15 protein-coding genes are annotated in these 14064 nt (G+C 72.2%); 5 read left to right on the top strand and 10 right to left on the bottom strand.

Annotated features, from left to right (window positions below):
• Positions 1-17: 17 nt before the first annotated feature.
• From AB0C38_RS23330 to AB0C38_RS23320, 3 genes are read right to left on the bottom strand one after another with little or no spacing between them, the layout of a single operon-like run.
• Positions 18-1595, bottom strand: coding sequence for a hypothetical protein (locus AB0C38_RS23330; RefSeq protein ID WP_360676838.1), 1578 nt, complete (start codon positions 1593-1595; stop codon positions 18-20).
• Between the two features lie 45 nt (positions 1596-1640).
• Positions 1641-2438 carry an oxygenase MpaB family protein gene (locus AB0C38_RS23325; RefSeq protein ID WP_360676836.1) on the bottom strand — a complete coding sequence of 266 codons (798 nt, stop codon included), beginning with the start codon at positions 2436-2438 and terminating at the stop codon, positions 1641-1643.
• 47 nt (positions 2439-2485) lie between these two features.
• Positions 2486-3373, bottom strand: a complete 888-nt coding sequence (locus tag AB0C38_RS23320; protein ID WP_360676834.1) for a LysR substrate-binding domain-containing protein — start codon at positions 3371-3373, stop codon at positions 2486-2488.
• A gap of 87 nt (positions 3374-3460) precedes the next feature.
• Here AB0C38_RS23320 and AB0C38_RS23315 point away from each other — a divergent pair, with 87 nt between their 5' ends.
• Positions 3461-4732, top strand: a complete 1272-nt coding sequence (locus AB0C38_RS23315) for an FAD-binding oxidoreductase (RefSeq protein ID WP_360676832.1) — start codon at positions 3461-3463, stop codon at positions 4730-4732.
• Positions 4733-4778: 46 nt separating this feature from the next.
• On the opposite strand, the gene AB0C38_RS23310 is transcribed toward AB0C38_RS23315, so the two are convergent.
• Complete coding sequence (locus AB0C38_RS23310) at positions 4779-5201, bottom strand: nitroreductase family deazaflavin-dependent oxidoreductase (protein ID WP_360676830.1); 423 nt, start codon at positions 5199-5201, stop codon at positions 4779-4781.
• 104 nt (positions 5202-5305) lie between these two features.
• On the opposite strand from AB0C38_RS23310, the gene AB0C38_RS23305 reads away from it, so the two are divergent.
• Entirely contained in the window at positions 5306-5770 is a 465-nt protein-coding gene (locus AB0C38_RS23305) for a MarR family winged helix-turn-helix transcriptional regulator (protein ID WP_360676828.1), read from the top strand.
• A gap of 21 nt (positions 5771-5791) precedes the next feature.
• On the opposite strand, the gene AB0C38_RS23300 is transcribed toward AB0C38_RS23305, so the two are convergent.
• The 3 genes from AB0C38_RS23300 to AB0C38_RS23290 all read right to left on the bottom strand — a co-directional run bounded on the left by AB0C38_RS23300 (position 5792) and on the right by AB0C38_RS23290 (position 7587).
• On the bottom strand, positions 5792-6151 hold the full coding sequence (locus AB0C38_RS23300; protein ID WP_360676826.1) for a PLDc N-terminal domain-containing protein: 360 nt from the start codon (positions 6149-6151) through the stop codon (positions 5792-5794).
• A gap of 60 nt (positions 6152-6211) precedes the next feature.
• Positions 6212-6838: a hypothetical protein gene (locus AB0C38_RS23295; RefSeq protein ID WP_360676824.1), complete on the bottom strand. Its 627-nt coding sequence runs from the start codon at positions 6836-6838 to the stop codon at positions 6212-6214.
• A 74-nt stretch (positions 6839-6912) separates the two neighbouring features.
• On the bottom strand, positions 6913-7587 hold the full coding sequence (locus tag AB0C38_RS23290; RefSeq protein ID WP_360676822.1) for a GNAT family N-acetyltransferase: 675 nt from the start codon (positions 7585-7587) through the stop codon (positions 6913-6915).
• 202 nt (positions 7588-7789) lie between these two features.
• Here AB0C38_RS23290 and AB0C38_RS23285 point away from each other — a divergent pair, with 202 nt between their 5' ends.
• Positions 7790-8644 (top strand): PaaX family transcriptional regulator C-terminal domain-containing protein, encoded by an 855-nt coding sequence (locus AB0C38_RS23285; RefSeq protein WP_360676820.1) that lies wholly within the window; start codon positions 7790-7792, stop codon positions 8642-8644.
• Here the strand turns inward: AB0C38_RS23285 and AB0C38_RS23280 are convergent.
• Complete coding sequence (locus AB0C38_RS23280; RefSeq protein WP_360676818.1) at positions 8631-9026, bottom strand: RidA family protein; 396 nt, start codon at positions 9024-9026, stop codon at positions 8631-8633. The genes AB0C38_RS23285 and AB0C38_RS23280 overlap by 14 nt on opposite strands.
• Before the next feature lie 67 nt (positions 9027-9093).
• On the opposite strand from AB0C38_RS23280, the gene AB0C38_RS23275 reads away from it, so the two are divergent.
• Both AB0C38_RS23275 and AB0C38_RS23270 read left to right on the top strand, forming a co-directional pair.
• Positions 9094-11436 (top strand): bifunctional salicylyl-CoA 5-hydroxylase/oxidoreductase, encoded by a 2343-nt coding sequence (locus AB0C38_RS23275; RefSeq protein WP_360676816.1) that lies wholly within the window; start codon positions 9094-9096, stop codon positions 11434-11436.
• On the top strand, positions 11433-12593 hold the full coding sequence (locus tag AB0C38_RS23270; protein WP_360676814.1) for an acyl-CoA dehydrogenase family protein: 1161 nt from the start codon (positions 11433-11435) through the stop codon (positions 12591-12593). The genes AB0C38_RS23275 and AB0C38_RS23270 overlap by 4 nt, the downstream gene beginning before the upstream one ends.
• Here the strand turns inward: AB0C38_RS23270 and AB0C38_RS23265 are convergent.
• Positions 12544-13221: a DUF2306 domain-containing protein gene (locus AB0C38_RS23265; RefSeq protein WP_360676812.1), complete on the bottom strand. Its 678-nt coding sequence runs from the start codon at positions 13219-13221 to the stop codon at positions 12544-12546. The two genes, AB0C38_RS23270 and AB0C38_RS23265, sit on opposite strands and share 50 nt — an antisense overlap.
• The gene (locus tag AB0C38_RS23260) at positions 13218-13937 is read right to left on the bottom strand and encodes a DUF2306 domain-containing protein (RefSeq protein WP_360676811.1); all 720 of its coding nucleotides are present in this window, start codon (positions 13935-13937) and stop codon (positions 13218-13220) included. The genes AB0C38_RS23265 and AB0C38_RS23260 overlap by 4 nt, the downstream gene beginning before the upstream one ends.
• Positions 13938-14064: the final 127 nt, after the last annotated feature.

Here is a 14064-nt window from a genome sequence, read left to right as displayed (position 1 = left end):
CGCGACGCGGTCAACTCTCAGAAGGGCAGCTGGCCGCGGAGCCGGTCGAGCCAGCGGTCGACGGTGTCCTCGGTCCGCGCCGGGTCGTTGACCTGCCGGGCGGCGTCGGCGCGCTGCCGGACGTGCTCGCCGATCGTCGACGCGTACTGCGGCAGCGCGTAGACGTCCTGCCAGTACCCGGCCCGCATCTCGACCGCCGCCACCTTCTCGTAGCCCGCCGTCGCCTGGGCGAAGTCGAAGCCGTACCGCTTGCCGGCCGGCTCGGGGCCGTTCGCGGTCACGACGATCACCGTCGGCCGCGCCCGCATGACCACCTGGGTCGGGTCGGCGCCGCGGGCGATCGCCGCGTCGTTGAGGCCGATGTAGTCGATCGACGTCCAGCCGCTGTAGTACGGCATCGCGCCGGCGTCGGTGACGGCGAGGCTGCGGGCCGGCACCGGGACGTCGGCCTCGGCGAGGCCCTGGCCGATCGCGACGTGCGCGCGCTGCAGGTCGGGCCCGTAGTTCGCGATCACGCCGAGGTCGGGTGCGGTGGCGCCGGCGACGGCCGACCAGCCGACGGCGACCAGCCCGAGCACGGCACCGACGACACGCTGGGTCAGCGTCCCGACCGCGAGCCCGGCGCCGAGGCAGAGGACGGGGAACGCGTGGTCGGCGAAGCGGTCGAGGTAGTCCATGGTCGGGCCGGACACCGCGTACGTCAGGTACGTGACCCCGACGGTGACCACCAGGAGCGCGCCCATCGCCCGCGTCGCCCTGCGGACCACGAGCGAAAGCGTCAGCAGCAGGAGCGGGAGGAGCAGCAGCGTCGTGTGCTTCGTCCAGATCCAGCCGGAGTCGAGGTTGCCGAACTTGACGTAGAAGGTGTTCGGCAACAGCTGGCCGTAGAAGCGCCATCGCCACACGAAATACGCGGCACCGACGACCACGGCAGCGACCGTCCACCAGCGAGCCGAGACGCGGCCGCGTTCGCGCCAGAACCACAGAGCGACCACCGGCAGCGCGGCCAGCACGCCTTCCGGCCGGAGCATGCCGAGCAGGAGCAGCAGCACCGGCGGCTCCCACGTCCGCACCCGCTCGTTCGCGAGCACGCGCAGCCCCAGCACGACGATCCGCAGCAGCACCGCGGCGAACGCGGCCGTCTCGAGCCCGGCGGTGATGTGGAAGTACGTCGGCAGGAACACGACGTACGCGCCGGCGCCGGCCAGGACGCCGGTGAGCCCGGCGCGGCGGTGGCCTTCGCGGATCAGCAGGTACAGCGTCCCCAGGCCGAGCAGCAGCGACGTCACCTTGGTGAACAGCGGCAGCGCCAGCCCGAGCCACGCGCCGAGCCCCGACCAGACGACCCACGCGAAGTTCGTGAAGCCTTCGACGCGCGGCCCGTCGACGTTCCACACCGGGCCGTGCCCGGCCGCGAGGTTCGCCGAGTAGCGGAAGCTGATGAACGCGTCGTCGATGGTGAGGAACCAGGCGGCCCAGGCGCCGGTGAGGAAGACGGCCAGGAGGACCACGGACACCACGATCAGCGGTGCGCGGCGGGTGGTCCGGACCGGCGCGGTCTCTGCGGGCTCGACGTCGGCCTCGATCGCCGTCATGGGATCCCCTCGGGTCGGCTCGACCCGACACTCTAACGGGGTGCGTCAGACCAGCGGACGTCCGGTGCGCAGCCGGCGGCGCAGGTCCCAGAGGCAGAAGTTGAAGGGGAACCGCCGCACCGCGGCGGGCAGCACGCGGGTGACCCGGCCGAGCGCGGCGAGGAGCGCGGCGAACCGGCGCTGGTCGGCGGCGGTCCACGGCAGGCGCATCTCGTCGCGGAAGCGCTGCGGGAGGAAGCCCGTCGTGACGAAGCGGTGGAACCGCCGTCCGGGCGCGGCGACGACCGGGTGCAGGAAGCGCAGGTCGACGATATCGGTGAGGTAGCGGCGGACGGTGTCGTCGATGCCGACCTCGGCGAGCCCGGCCGCCCAGTACGTCTCGAAGGCTTCCCGGTCCGCCGGCCACATCTCGGGATGGACCTGCAGCGTCGTGCCGAGCGCCGCGGCCTCGCCGTAGAAGTCGGCCGGCTCGCCGCCGACGAACGCGAGGTAGACGTCCTCGAAGCCTTTGTAGAGGCAGGCCGCGACCCACAGCTGGAGATCGGTGTCGAAGGCGTTGTAGGCGACGGGACTTTCGGTGCGCGAGTGCACCTGGGCGTGAGCTCGGTTGACGCCGCGCCGGTAGGCGGCGCGCTCGGCGTCGGTCCCCATCGTGGCGACGGCGAGGTAGGTCAACGTGGTCCGCGTCCGCTTCGCCGGGTGCCGGAAGAGGTTGCCGCTGTCGACCTTGCTCTCGAGCACGCCGTACCCGACGGGCGCGCGGGAGAGCTGCATGATCACGTTCGCGCTGCCGGCGAGCAGCCCGGCGCCGACGACGGCGTCCTGGAGGGCGGTATCGGTCATCTTTGACGCCTCCTCGCCTTCCAGGGAACGACACTGTTGACGAGGTGTCAAGAGCGGTAGCTCGCCCGGGCGAACGCGATCAGGGCCCGCGCGGCCGGGCTCAACGGCCCGTCGGTGCGCCACGCCAGCGCCAGCACGCCCCGCAGCCCCGGCCCGGCGATGGTGCTGACCCGCAGCTCCGCCTCGTGGTAGCGGGCCAGCGACTCCGGCACCACCGCCACCCCGAGCCCGCGCGTCGCGAGCTGCACCAGGACGTTCGGGTCGGCCGCCTCGAACGCGATCCGCGGCGTCAGCCCCTCTCGCGCGAAGGCGGCGTCCAACGCCGTGCGCAGGCCCGTGCCCTTCGGCAGCGCCATCAGCGGGAGCCCGGCCAGGTCCGCGATCACGATCTCCGCGCGATCGGCCAGGAGCCCCGAAGACCCCGCAGTCACCGCCACGAACGGCTCGTCGATCAGCACCTGCGTCGCGATGCCGGGCGGCGGGTCCGTCGAGAGGCCGACCACCGCCACGTCGAGCCGGCCTTCGCGCAGCGCCGCCAGCATCGCGTCCGAGTTGGCTTCGGACAGCGTGATCTCGACGGCCGGGTAGCGCTCGTGGAAGCGGGCGAGCAGGTCCGGCAGCTTCACCGGGCCCGCCGACGTCACCGCGCCGATCGCGACCTGGCCGCGGACCAGCCCGGCCAGCTCGTCGACGGCTTCGCGCACGCCCTTGACCGCCGCGAGCGCGGCCCGGGCGTGGGGCAGCGCGGCGGCGCCGACGTCGGTGAGCCGGACCGTGCGGCCCGACCGGTCCAGCAACTCCTGCCCCAGCTCGCGCTCCAGCCGCCGGACCTGCGCGCTCACCCCGGGCTGGGCGACGTGCAGCCGCTCCGCCGCGCGCGTGAAGTTGCCCTCCTCGGCCACCGCGACGAAGTACGCGAGCTGATGCAGTTCCATAAGCACTGATTCTAGTAGGTAGACAAACCAGATCTTGGACTTCTGATCGTTGCGGCCCGAAGCTGGAAGCAACGAAAGGAGTCAGGAATGAACACCCTTCGCCCTGGTCAGGACGGGTACGCCGAAGAGGTCGCGGGCTTCCAGACGTCGATCGCCACCCAGCCCGCGGTGGTCGTCGCCGCCGAGACCGCCGAGGACGTCGTCGCCGCGGTGAAGTACGCCGCCGAGCACGACCTGCCCGTCTCCGTCCAGTCCACCGGGCACGGCCTGACCACCGGCACCGACGGCCTGCTGATCAGCACGCGCCGGCTGACCGATGTCGAGATCGACGGAGACACCGCGCGCGTCGGCGCCGGCGTCCGCTGGGGCGCGGTGATCGAAGCCGCGGCGAAGCACGGGCTGGCCCCGCTGAGCGGCTCGTCGCCCGACGTCGGCGTCGTCGGCTACACGCTCAGCGGCGGCTTCGGGCTGATGGCCCGGCGGTTCGGCCGCGCGGCCGACCACGTGCGCGCGATCGACGTCGTCACCCCCGGCGGCGAGCTCCGCACGGTGACGCCGGGGTCCGAGCTGTTCTGGGCCTTGCTCGGCGGCCGCGCCGGCTTCGGCATCGTGACGGCGCTCGAGTTCGGCCTGGTCCCGGTGACCGAGCTGTACGGCGGCGGGCTGTACTTCGACGCCGGGGACCTGCCGGCGGTGCTGCGCGCGTGGCGGACGTGGGCGATGACCGCGCCCGACGAGCTGACGACGTCGATCGCCGTCGTCCCGCTGCCCGACCTGCCGTTCCTGCCGGAGCCGATCCGCGGGAAGCACGTCGCGAACATCCGGATCGCCTACCTCGGCGAGGACGGCGACTCGGTGGTGGCGCCGCTGCGGGCCGCCGCGCCGGTGCTGCTGGACACGCTGAAGCGGTTGCCGTACACGGATTCGGGGTCGATCGCGAGCGACCCGCCGCACCCGCACCCCTACCACGGGACGAACGCGACGGTGGAGGTGCTGAACGACGGGATGCTGACGTCGATCCTCGAGCACGCGGGCCCGGGCGCGCCGGTCGAAACGGTGCTGATCATCGACCGCCTCGGCGGCGAGCTCGCGCGCCGGGAAGGGAACGGCGTCGGCTGGGACGCGAAGGCGGAGTTCGTGGTGCGGGCGCTGTCGGTGGTCGAGGACGGCGTCGAGACGATCCGCCGTGCGCACGCGAAGCTGTTCGACGCGCTGGCGCCGTGGTCGACGGGCCGGCTGCTGCCGTTCCTCTACGGCGAGCACTCACCCGCGGAGCTGGCGGCGGCCTTCCCGGCCGCGGACGTCACCCGGCTGAAGCAGCTGAAGACGAAGTACGACCCGGCGGGACGGTTCGGCTGACCCGCCTCCCGCCGGCCGCTTCTCGCGCGGCCGGCGGGACGGGACGTCAGCGCTCGAGGACGACGATCGGGATGAGCCGCGTGGTCTTCGTCTCGTAGTCGGCGAAGCCCTCGGCGTGCGCGATCATGCCGGCGTAGAGGCGGTCACGCTCGGCGCGGTCGGCGATCACGGTGGCCGTGGCCTCGAACTTCTCGGTGCCGACCTCGACGGTGACCTTCGGGTTGGCGACGAGGTTGTGGAACCAGGCCGGGTTCTTCGGCGCGCCGCCCATGGACGCGGCGATGACGAGGTTGTCGCCGTCGCGCGTGTAGACCAGCGGCGACAGGCGCTCTTGCCCGCTCTTCGCGCCGATCGTGGTGAGCAGGAGCACGTTCTTGCCCTCGAACATGCCCCCGACCACGCCGTCCTTGGTCCGGAACTCGTCGACGACCTGGTTGTTGAATGCGTTCATGTCGGCTGGCGCTGTCATGGAATCCCCTGTTCTGGCCGGTACGCTCATTCGTGGCCCGAGGTACGCTCGGGAACCAGAGAAGCGTTTGCTTTGCAAACAAAACTACCGACGGGAGGCAGGCGGTGTCAATTGAGGCCGGTTTGAGTCTCGAAGACGGCGTGCGCCGGCTCCTGCTGCTGATGCCGCGCCTGGTCGGCCGCGCGAAGCGGACACCGGTCCCCGACGAGCTGGACGGCTGCGCGCTCGCGCCGCGGCACCTGTCGCTGCTGTCGATCCTGCTGTTCGACGGCCCGATGACGGTCACCGAGCTGGCGGGGCGCCTGGAGGTCGCCCCGACGACGGCGAGCCTGATGGTCGGCGACCTGAGCCGCCAGGGCGTGCTGAACCGCGACGAGGACCCGGCGGACCGCCGCCGCACGATCGTGAGCATCACGCCGGAGCGGCGCCCGGCAGTGGACGCGTGGCTGGCACGCGGCGCGCAGGCGTGGAGCAACGCGCTGGCACCGCTGACACCGGCCGAGCGCCGGCTGGTGATCTCGACGCTGGAGGCCTACGAACACGGGACCTGCGAAGGCCCCACCTGCTAGCGCCCCAATGTGGCCTTGGGGTCAGGCCTCGGGGTTCTTGTCCCGGGCCAGCTTCCGCTGCGCCTCCGCGCGTTCGCGGCACTTGCGCAGGAACTCGTCGTCGTCGTCCGCGCTGCCGGCCGCGAACCGGCCCGGGCGGTCGTACTCCGGGTACGCCGGCGCGTTCCGCTCGTACGGGCCGCGCGCCCGCATCGTCTGCTGCGGCCGCCCCGCGGCCAGCCAGATGATCGACCCCACCAGCGGCACCACCAGCACGACAAGCAGCCACAGCCCCTTCGGCAGGTTGCGGCAGGACGACTCGTCCGTCGTGATCACGTCGACCAGGCAGAAGATCCACAACCCGAGCGTGACGATGCCGACCAGACCATCGAAATACAGCACTATCCGCGCCTTCCCCCAAGAAGATGAACGCGGTAAGTCTTAGCAGAACCCGATCAAGGTTCAGCCGCGGGTCACCCGCAGCGCCGCGAGCACGCCGGTCGCGAGCGCGATCGCGTGCGCCGGCCCCGGGCACTCGCGCGGGCCCGCGCCGAACGGCGTCCCGGCCAGCGGCACCAGGACGTCCTCGCCGCCCACCCGGCGCCGGGTGTGCGACACCGGCGGCTTCGCGCGCAGCACTTCCGCCACCGCCTCCTCGGGCGGCTTTCCCGCCCGCACCAACGGAACCGCCGTGCCGATCAGCCCGGCGGTGGCTTCGCAGGCCTGGATCAGCAGGCCGATCCGCGCGGCCGTGAGCTCGGTCGGTCCGCCGCAGGCCGCGACCAGCCGTCCGAGCGCGGCCTCGGCTTCGGCGGACGGCGTCACGTGCGGGTGGTACGCGGCCGCGGCCGCCACGACGTCCGCCGCCACCACCGGCAGGCCCAGCTCCCCCGCCAACACCCCGACGACGACCAGGCGAGGGTCGTCGCCGGCCGCCTCGAAAGCCTTGCGCCGCAACACTTCCGGCTCGACCTCCGCGAGGAGGTCCACGGCCAGCGACCGCCGTCGGGCGTGGTCGGCGCCATTGCTGAAGCGGCCCACGGAAGCCCGCAGCCAGGCGACGCTGCCCAAGGGGACGTCAGTCGGCACGGGTGGAACCGGAGAAGCGAGCGAAGTCATGGCGTGAAGGTAGCCACGGGAAACGTCGGCGTCGGCCGAAGCTTCTACAGCAGCGACGCCGGGAACCAGGTCGCCTGCGGACCGCCGCAGCGCGTGGTCCGCGGGACGGCGTGCTGGAACCACCACGCCTCGGTGACGCGGCCGTCCGGCAGCCGGTACGTCGGCGGCCCGGCGACGCGGGCGAGACCGGCGGCCTGCAGCGACCGCGCGCTCGCGACGTTGCCGACCTCGGCGCCGGCCCGCACCCGTGGCAGGCCGAGGTGCTCGTGCGCCAGCGTCAGCCCGGCCGCGAAGAGCACCCGGCCGTTGCCGCGGCCGCGGTAGTCCGGCGCGAGGTAGCCGCCGGTCTCCGGGCCGCCGTCCTCGCCGGTGTGCACGCTCACCAGCCCGACGCACCGGTTGGCCTCGACGTCGATCATCACCAGGTCGATCGACTGCGGATCGGGCGACACCCAGTCCGGGCCGGTCCCGGGCACGACGCGCAGCGCGTCCGCCCGCGCCGACCTGGCCACGATCGAGTCCGGCTGCCAGCCGAGCCAGCGCTGGGCGGCCGGATCGCTGCCACAGGCGACTGCGGCGGCGTACTCCCACGCCGTCGGCGTCCGGAAGAGGAAACGCCCGTCGCGCAGCACGTGGCCCTGCCGGTCGCAGGTCCGCTTGGTCATCAGGCGGCCGCGGCGGGTGAGCCGGTCGAAGATCCCCTTGGTGGCTGGTGGCATCGCGGCGAAATCGTAGCGGAGCGATCGGCACGGGAGTCGTCATCACGGTCGCGGCCCGGCCGATTCGCGAACCCGGCCGCGTAACGCTGCTCGCACGACCGCCCCCGGAAGGGCACCCACCGAGGCGCCCCGGCCCCCTTCACGACCGCCCGTCCCGAAACATGCTCTCCCCGGTGGCCGACACAGCCGTTATTGTGGCCCGATGACGGCCGTACCCGAGGCAACCGAACTGGACGGCTCCGGCCGTGTGGCCCAGCCTCGCCAGCTCATCGTGACGGTGTACGGCCTCTACTCACGCACCGAAGGCGGCTGGCTCTCGGTCGCTTCCCTGATCGACCTGCTGGCCGCCGTCGGGGTCGACGAGCCCGCCGTGCGCTCGTCGATCTCCCGGCTCAAGCGGCGCGGGATCCTCGAAGCGGTGCGCCGCGGCGCGACGGCCGGCTACGAGCTGTCCGACGACGCGCGCGAGATCCTGCGCGAGGGCGACGAGCGGATCTTCCGCCGCGGGCGCGCGACCGCAGCGGACGGCTGGCTCCTCGCGGTGTTCTCGGTGCCGGAGACCGAGCGGCACAAGCGCCACCTCCTGCGCACCCAGCTCGCCCGGATGGGCTTCGGCACCGCCGCCTCCGGCGTCTGGATCGCCCCGGCGCACCTGCACGCGGCGACCGCCGAGGCCCTGACCCGGCTCGGCCTGGCCGGGTACGCCGACCTGTTCCGCGCCGACCACCTGGCCTTCGGCGACGTCCGGGCCAAGGTCCGCGACTGGTGGGACCTCGACCGGCTGGACGAGCTGTACACGACGTTCCTCGACGAGCACGGCCCCGCGCTGCGCCGCTGGCAGCGTCGCAAGTCCGTGGCCGGCGAAGAGGCCTTCGCCGACTACGTCCGCGTGCTGACCGGCTGGCGGCGGATGCCCTACCTCGACCCGGGCCTGCCCGCGGAGTTCCTCCCCCGCGACTGGTCGGGGATCCGCGCGGCCGACCTGTTCTTCGAGCTGCACGCGCAGCTGGAGGACCCGGCCCGGGCGTTCGTCTCGAGGTCGATCAGCTTCGGCTGACGACCGCGAAGCCCTGCACCTCGACGAGGGCCTCTTCGTCCCAGAGCCGGTCGACGCCGATGCCGGCCATCGCCGGGTACTCCGTGCCGGCGAGCCGCCGCCAGACCGCGCCGATCTCGCGCGCGTGGGTCCGGTAGTCGGCCATGTCGACGATGTAGATCGTCACGCTGCACAGGTCTTCCGGGGCACCGCCCGCCGCGCGCAGCGACGTCAGCAGGTTGCCGAGCGCGCGCTCGAACTGCTCGACGACGCCGTCGCCGACGATCTTGTTCGACGCGTCCAGCGCGGTCTGCCCGGCGAGGAAGACGACCCGGCCTTCGGCCACCACCGCATGCGAGAACCCGGACGGCTTGCCCAGCTCCGGCGGGTTGATGCGTTCCATGCCGGACACCGTACGCCATCTTTCGCCTTATTGACGGTCGTACCGGTGACGACATACCCTGGACGACGTGCGTATCGCGGTCATCGGTGGCGGCCCGGCGGGTCTGTACTTCGCCGCGCTGGCCAAACAGCTCGGTCCCGGACACGAAATCACCGTCTGGGAGCGCAACGCGCCGGACGACACGTTCGGCTTCGGCGTCGTGTTCTCCGACGAGACGCTCGGCGGCATCGAGCACGCCGACGCGGCGGTGCACGACGCGATGCGCGCCGAGTTCGCGCGCTGGGACGACATCGACGTCCACTACCGCGGCACGGTCACCACCTCGGGCGGCCACGGCTTCGCCGCGATGAGCCGCAAGCGCCTGCTCGGCATCCTCCAGAGCCGCTGCGCCGAGCTGGGTGTCGGCCTCCACTTCCGCGAAGAGGCGCCGGCCGACCTGTCGGGCTACGACCTGGTCATCGCCGCCGACGGCGTCAACTCCGCGGTGCGGGCCCGCCACGCCGAGACGTTCCGGCCGAGCGTCGAGACCCGCCGGTGCCACTACATCTGGCTCGGCACGGACCTGGTGTTCGACGCGTTCAAGTTCTACGTCCTCGAAACGCCGGCCGGGATCATGCAGGTCCACGGCTACCCCTACGGCCGCGAGGGCAGCACGTTCATCCTCGAGGTGCACGACGAGGTCTGGCAGCGCGCGTTCGGCCCGATCGCGGCGACGTCGCTGCCACCGGGCGAGAGCGACGAGAAGTCCATCGCGATGATCCGCGAACTGTGCGCCGACGTCCTCGGCGGGCACAAGATCATGGCGAACAACTCGAAGTGGGTCTCGTTCGGCACCGTGCGCTGCGAGACGTGGGTGCACGACAACGTCGTCCTCCTCGGCGACGCCGCGCACACCGCGCACTTCTCGATCGGCTCCGGCACGAAGCTGGCGATGGAGGACGCGCTCGCGCTGGCCGCGTGCCTGCACGAAAACGACGGCGTCGCGGAGGCGCTCAAGGCGTACGAGCTGGAACGGCGTCCGGTCGTCCAGTCGACGCAGCGCGCGGCGCAGGCGAGCCTGGAGTGGTTCGAGAACATCGCGCAGTACGCCCACCAGGAGCCACCGCAGTTCGCGTTCAACATCCTGACGCGCAGCCGCCGGGTCACCTACGACAACCTCCGCCTGCGCGACCCGGAGTTCGCGACCGAGCTCGACCACTGGTTCGCGCGGTCGCTCGGCACGACGTCGCGGCCGCCGATGTTCCAGCCGTTCTGGCTCGGCGGCCTGGAGTTGGCCAACCGGATCGTGGTGTCCCCGATGGACATGTACTCGGCGGTCGACGGCGTGCCCGGCGACTTCCACCTGGTGCACCTGGGCAGCAAGGCCCTCGGCGGGGCCGGGCTGGTGATGACCGAGATGGTCTGCGTCTCCCCCGAAGGCCGGATCACGCCCGGCTGCGGCGGGTTGTACACGGCGGAGCAGGAAACGGCCTGGAAACGGGTCGTCGACTTCGTGCACGCGCAGTCCCCGGCGCGCATCGGCGTCCAGTTGGGACACTCGGGGCGCAAGGGCTCGACGAAGCTCATGTGGGACGGCATCGACGAGCCGCTCCCGTCGGACAACTGGGAAGTCTGCGCTCCGTCCGCGCTGGCGTACTCCGACCGGAACCAGATCCCGCGCGAACTGTCCACTTCGGACCTGGCCGGGCTCCGCGAGCAGTTCGTCGCCTGCGCCGAGGCCGCCGCCCGCGCCGGGTTCGACGTCCTCGAACTGCACTGCGCGCACGGGTACCTGCTCTCGTCGTTCCTCTCGCCACTGACCAACCAGCGGAGTGACGACTACGGCGGCTCACTGGCGAACCGGCTGCGGTTCCCGCTCGAAGTCTTCGACGCGGTGCGTGCCGTCTGGCCCGCCGAGCGGCCGATGACCGTCCGGATCTCGGCGACCGACTGGGCGGACGGCGGCATCGACGCGGACGACTCCGTCGAGATCGCCCGCGCCTTCGCCGAACACGGCGCGGCGGGCATCGACGTCTCGACCGGGCAGGTCGTCTGCGACGAGAAACCGCAGTACGGGCGCAGCTACCAGACGCCGTACGCGGACCGGATCCGCAACGAGATCGGCGAGGAGTACGGCATCGCCGTGATCGCGGTCGGCGCGATCTCCTCGTACGACGACGTCAACTCGCTGATCCTGGCCGGCCGCGCGGACCTCTGCGCCCTGGGCCGAACGCACCTTTACGATCCACAGTGGACTCTGCACGCGGCGGCCGAGCAGGGCTACGCGATGCCGTGGCCCAAGCCGTTCGCGGCGGGCAGCCGGAAGCCGCAGGGCGGCCGCACCGACGGCCCCGAGCCGCGGCTCGACCTCGTCCGGTCGGGCCCGACCGGCACTGCCCATGCCCGCTGGCGACCGGGAGCTTCGTCATGACCTTCGCCCTCGATCCCGGCCAGCAGGCCTTCGCCGCCGACGTCCGGCGGCTGGCCGAAGACCGGCTGCGCCCACTCGCCGAGTCCGGTGTGGAGGGTGCGGTGAACCGCCCGCTGCTCAAGGAGATGGGCGCGCTCGGCCTGCTCGCGCGCCTCTTCCCCGGCGTCGCCGAGGGAAAGCCGTCGCGCCAGGCGGCCGCGACGGACCTGTGCATCCTGCGGGAGAACCTCGCCACGGTGAACACCGAGGCCGAGACGGCGCTGGCGTTGCAGGGCCTGGGAAGCTACCCGATCCTCCAGTCCGGACAGGACGATCAGGTCGCGAAGTGGCTGCCCGCCGTGGCGGCCGGGGACGCGGTGGCGGCGTTCGCGCTCACCGAGCCGGACGCCGGTTCGGACGCGGCGGCGCTGTCGCTGGCCGCGGAGCCCGATGGCGACGGCTGGCGCCTGACGGGCGAGAAGATGTGGATCTCGAACGCGCCGGAAGCCGACTTCTACACGGTGTTCGCGCGCACCACCCCCGGCGCGGGCGCCCGCGGGGTCAGCGCGTTCGTCGTCCCCGCCGACCGGCCAGGGCTGGGCGGTGAGCACCTGGACCTGGTGAGCCCGCACCCGATCGGCACGCTCACGTTCGACGGCGTCGAGGTCCGCCGTGAGGAGCTGCTCGGTGAGGAAAACCGCGGCTTCGCGGTGGCGATGCGGACGCTCGACCTGTTCCGCCCGAGCGTCGGCGCGTTCGCCGTCGGCATGGCCCAGGCGGCGCTCGACGCCACTGTGGACTACACCGGAGCACGGGAAGCCTTCGGTGGACCGCTGATCAAGCAGCAGGCAGTGGCGCACGCGCTCGCCGAGATGGCCACGCGCACCGAAGCCGCGCGGCTCCTGGTCTACGCGGCCGCGGGCGCGTACGACGCGGGCGAGCAGAACCTCGGCGGCCGCGCGGCGATGGCGAAGCTGTTCGCCACCGAAGCCGCACAGTTCGTCGTCGACGCGGCCGTGCAGCTGCACGGTGCCCGCGCACTCCGGCGCGGGCACCTGCTGGAACACCTCTACCGCGAAGTCCGGGCGCCCCGCATCTACGAAGGCGCCTCGGAAATCCAGCGGACGATCATCGCGCGATGGCTGGCTTCGGCTTCCGGTCGAGCCACCACTGGCTGAGCAGCAGCAGGCTGAGCAGGCTCATCGTGCCCGACAGCGTCGACGCGGCCTGGATGAGCGAGGCCTGGTCCGGGTAGAACGGGCGGAGGCCCAGGAACGCGAGCGGCGCGTAGACCCGGCTGAGCAAGGTGTTCATGGTCATCGCGAAGCTGCGGATCATCCACTTGCGATGGTCGGCGTACCGGCGCTGCCGGGTCGCGCGGAAGCCGGCGATGGTGAACCCGAGCCACAGCAGCGCACCGGCGACGTTGAAGACGCCCGCGGCCGGCCCGAACGTGTTGAACGGTGCGACGATCAGTGCCATCAGCGCGGACGGGATCGCCCCGCCGAAGACGTAGACGCGGCCGACCCGGCGGTGCACGATCGGGTGCGTGCGCCGCAACCACGGCCAGACCTGCAGGATGACGCCGATGATGGCGATGCTGCCGAAGAGGATGTGCCCCACGAGGAACCAGTAGTGCGCGGCGAACCCCGGCGGCGCGGGGACGCGGGACTGCGCGGGATCCAGCGTGAGGTAGGGCGGCACCGAGAAGGCGAGGAAGGCGGCGACCAGCAGGGCCAGCGGCGCCAGCCACGGCCGCCGCCACCACGTCTTGCCCGGTCTCGCTTCGGGCAGGGTGGCCGTCATCGCACACCTGCCGTCTTGCGCGCGGGACGGCGCTCCAGGATCAGCTGGCTGACGACCAGCGCGAACGCCAGCCCGCCCCAGGCGGAGATGGCCCCGACGCTCTGGCTGTAGGCGAGTTCGCTGCCGCCGAAGGTGGTCGGGATCTGCGGTTCCAGCACGACCATCGCGATCGGGGAGATCAGCCGGTTGACGATGATCGAGAAGGTCAGCGTCACGCTGCGGATCATCCACTTGCGATGGTCGCCGAAGCGCCGCTCGCGCACCGCCCGCCAGCCGGCGATGGTGCACCCGATCCACAGCACCGCGGCGAGCACGTCGCTGACGCGGGTCGTCGGGCCGAACGGGCTCTGCGACCCGATCGTCAGGGCCATCAGCCCGGAGGGCAGCACACCGGCGAAGACGTACGCGCGGCCGGCGTAGCGGTGGACCACGGGGTGGGTCCGGCGCAGCCACGGCCAGATCTGCAGGACGGCACCGATCATCGCGACCGAGCCGAAGATGACGTGCCCGACCAGGAACCAGTAGTGCGCGGGGAACCCGTCGGGCTGCGGCACCCGCGACTGCGCCGGGTCGAAGGCCAGGTACGGCGGCAGCGAGAAGGAGAGGAAGGCGAGCACGAGCAGCGCCAGCGGACCGATCCACGGCCGTCGCCACCAGGCCTTCCCGGCCGTCGTCGTCGTGCTGGGTATCGGCCTGACCTCTGTCCGGACCGCCATGGTTCCCCCTGTCAGTCGTCTCGGGATCTTGCCCGTCCGACGTTAGGGGTGTTCAGGGGTGGCGAACCATGGTGCGCACCACCGGCGCGGGGGTGGGGTGTACCCCACCCCCACACGGGTGACGTGG

The organism is Amycolatopsis sp. NPDC048633, assembly GCF_040650695.1.
Taxonomy (GTDB): Bacteria; Actinomycetota; Actinomycetes; order Mycobacteriales; family Pseudonocardiaceae; genus Amycolatopsis.
This window is presented reverse-complemented; position numbering and strand designations above follow the sequence as displayed.

Excerpts from the sequence above, each read along its gene's own strand:
- AB0C38_RS23330 (WP_360676838.1), bottom strand. The coding sequence starts at position 1,595 with ATGACGGCGATCGAGGCCGACGTCGAGCCCGCAGAGACCGCGCCGGTC.
- AB0C38_RS23325 (WP_360676836.1), bottom strand. The coding sequence starts at position 2,438 with ATGACCGATACCGCCCTCCAGGACGCCGTCGTCGGCGCCGGGCTGCTC.
- AB0C38_RS23320 (WP_360676834.1), bottom strand. The coding sequence starts at position 3,373 with ATGGAACTGCATCAGCTCGCGTACTTCGTCGCGGTGGCCGAGGAGGGC.
- AB0C38_RS23315 (WP_360676832.1), top strand. The coding sequence starts at position 3,461 with ATGAACACCCTTCGCCCTGGTCAGGACGGGTACGCCGAAGAGGTCGCG.
- AB0C38_RS23310 (WP_360676830.1), bottom strand. The coding sequence starts at position 5,201 with ATGACAGCGCCAGCCGACATGAACGCATTCAACAACCAGGTCGTCGAC.
- AB0C38_RS23290 (WP_360676822.1), bottom strand. The coding sequence starts at position 7,587 with ATGCCACCAGCCACCAAGGGGATCTTCGACCGGCTCACCCGCCGCGGC.
- AB0C38_RS23285 (WP_360676820.1), top strand. The coding sequence starts at position 7,790 with ATGACGGCCGTACCCGAGGCAACCGAACTGGACGGCTCCGGCCGTGTG.
- AB0C38_RS23280 (WP_360676818.1), bottom strand. The coding sequence starts at position 9,026 with ATGGAACGCATCAACCCGCCGGAGCTGGGCAAGCCGTCCGGGTTCTCG.
- AB0C38_RS23270 (WP_360676814.1), top strand. The coding sequence starts at position 11,433 with ATGACCTTCGCCCTCGATCCCGGCCAGCAGGCCTTCGCCGCCGACGTC.
- AB0C38_RS23265 (WP_360676812.1), bottom strand. The coding sequence starts at position 13,221 with ATGACGGCCACCCTGCCCGAAGCGAGACCGGGCAAGACGTGGTGGCGG.
- AB0C38_RS23260 (WP_360676811.1), bottom strand. The coding sequence starts at position 13,937 with ATGGCGGTCCGGACAGAGGTCAGGCCGATACCCAGCACGACGACGACG.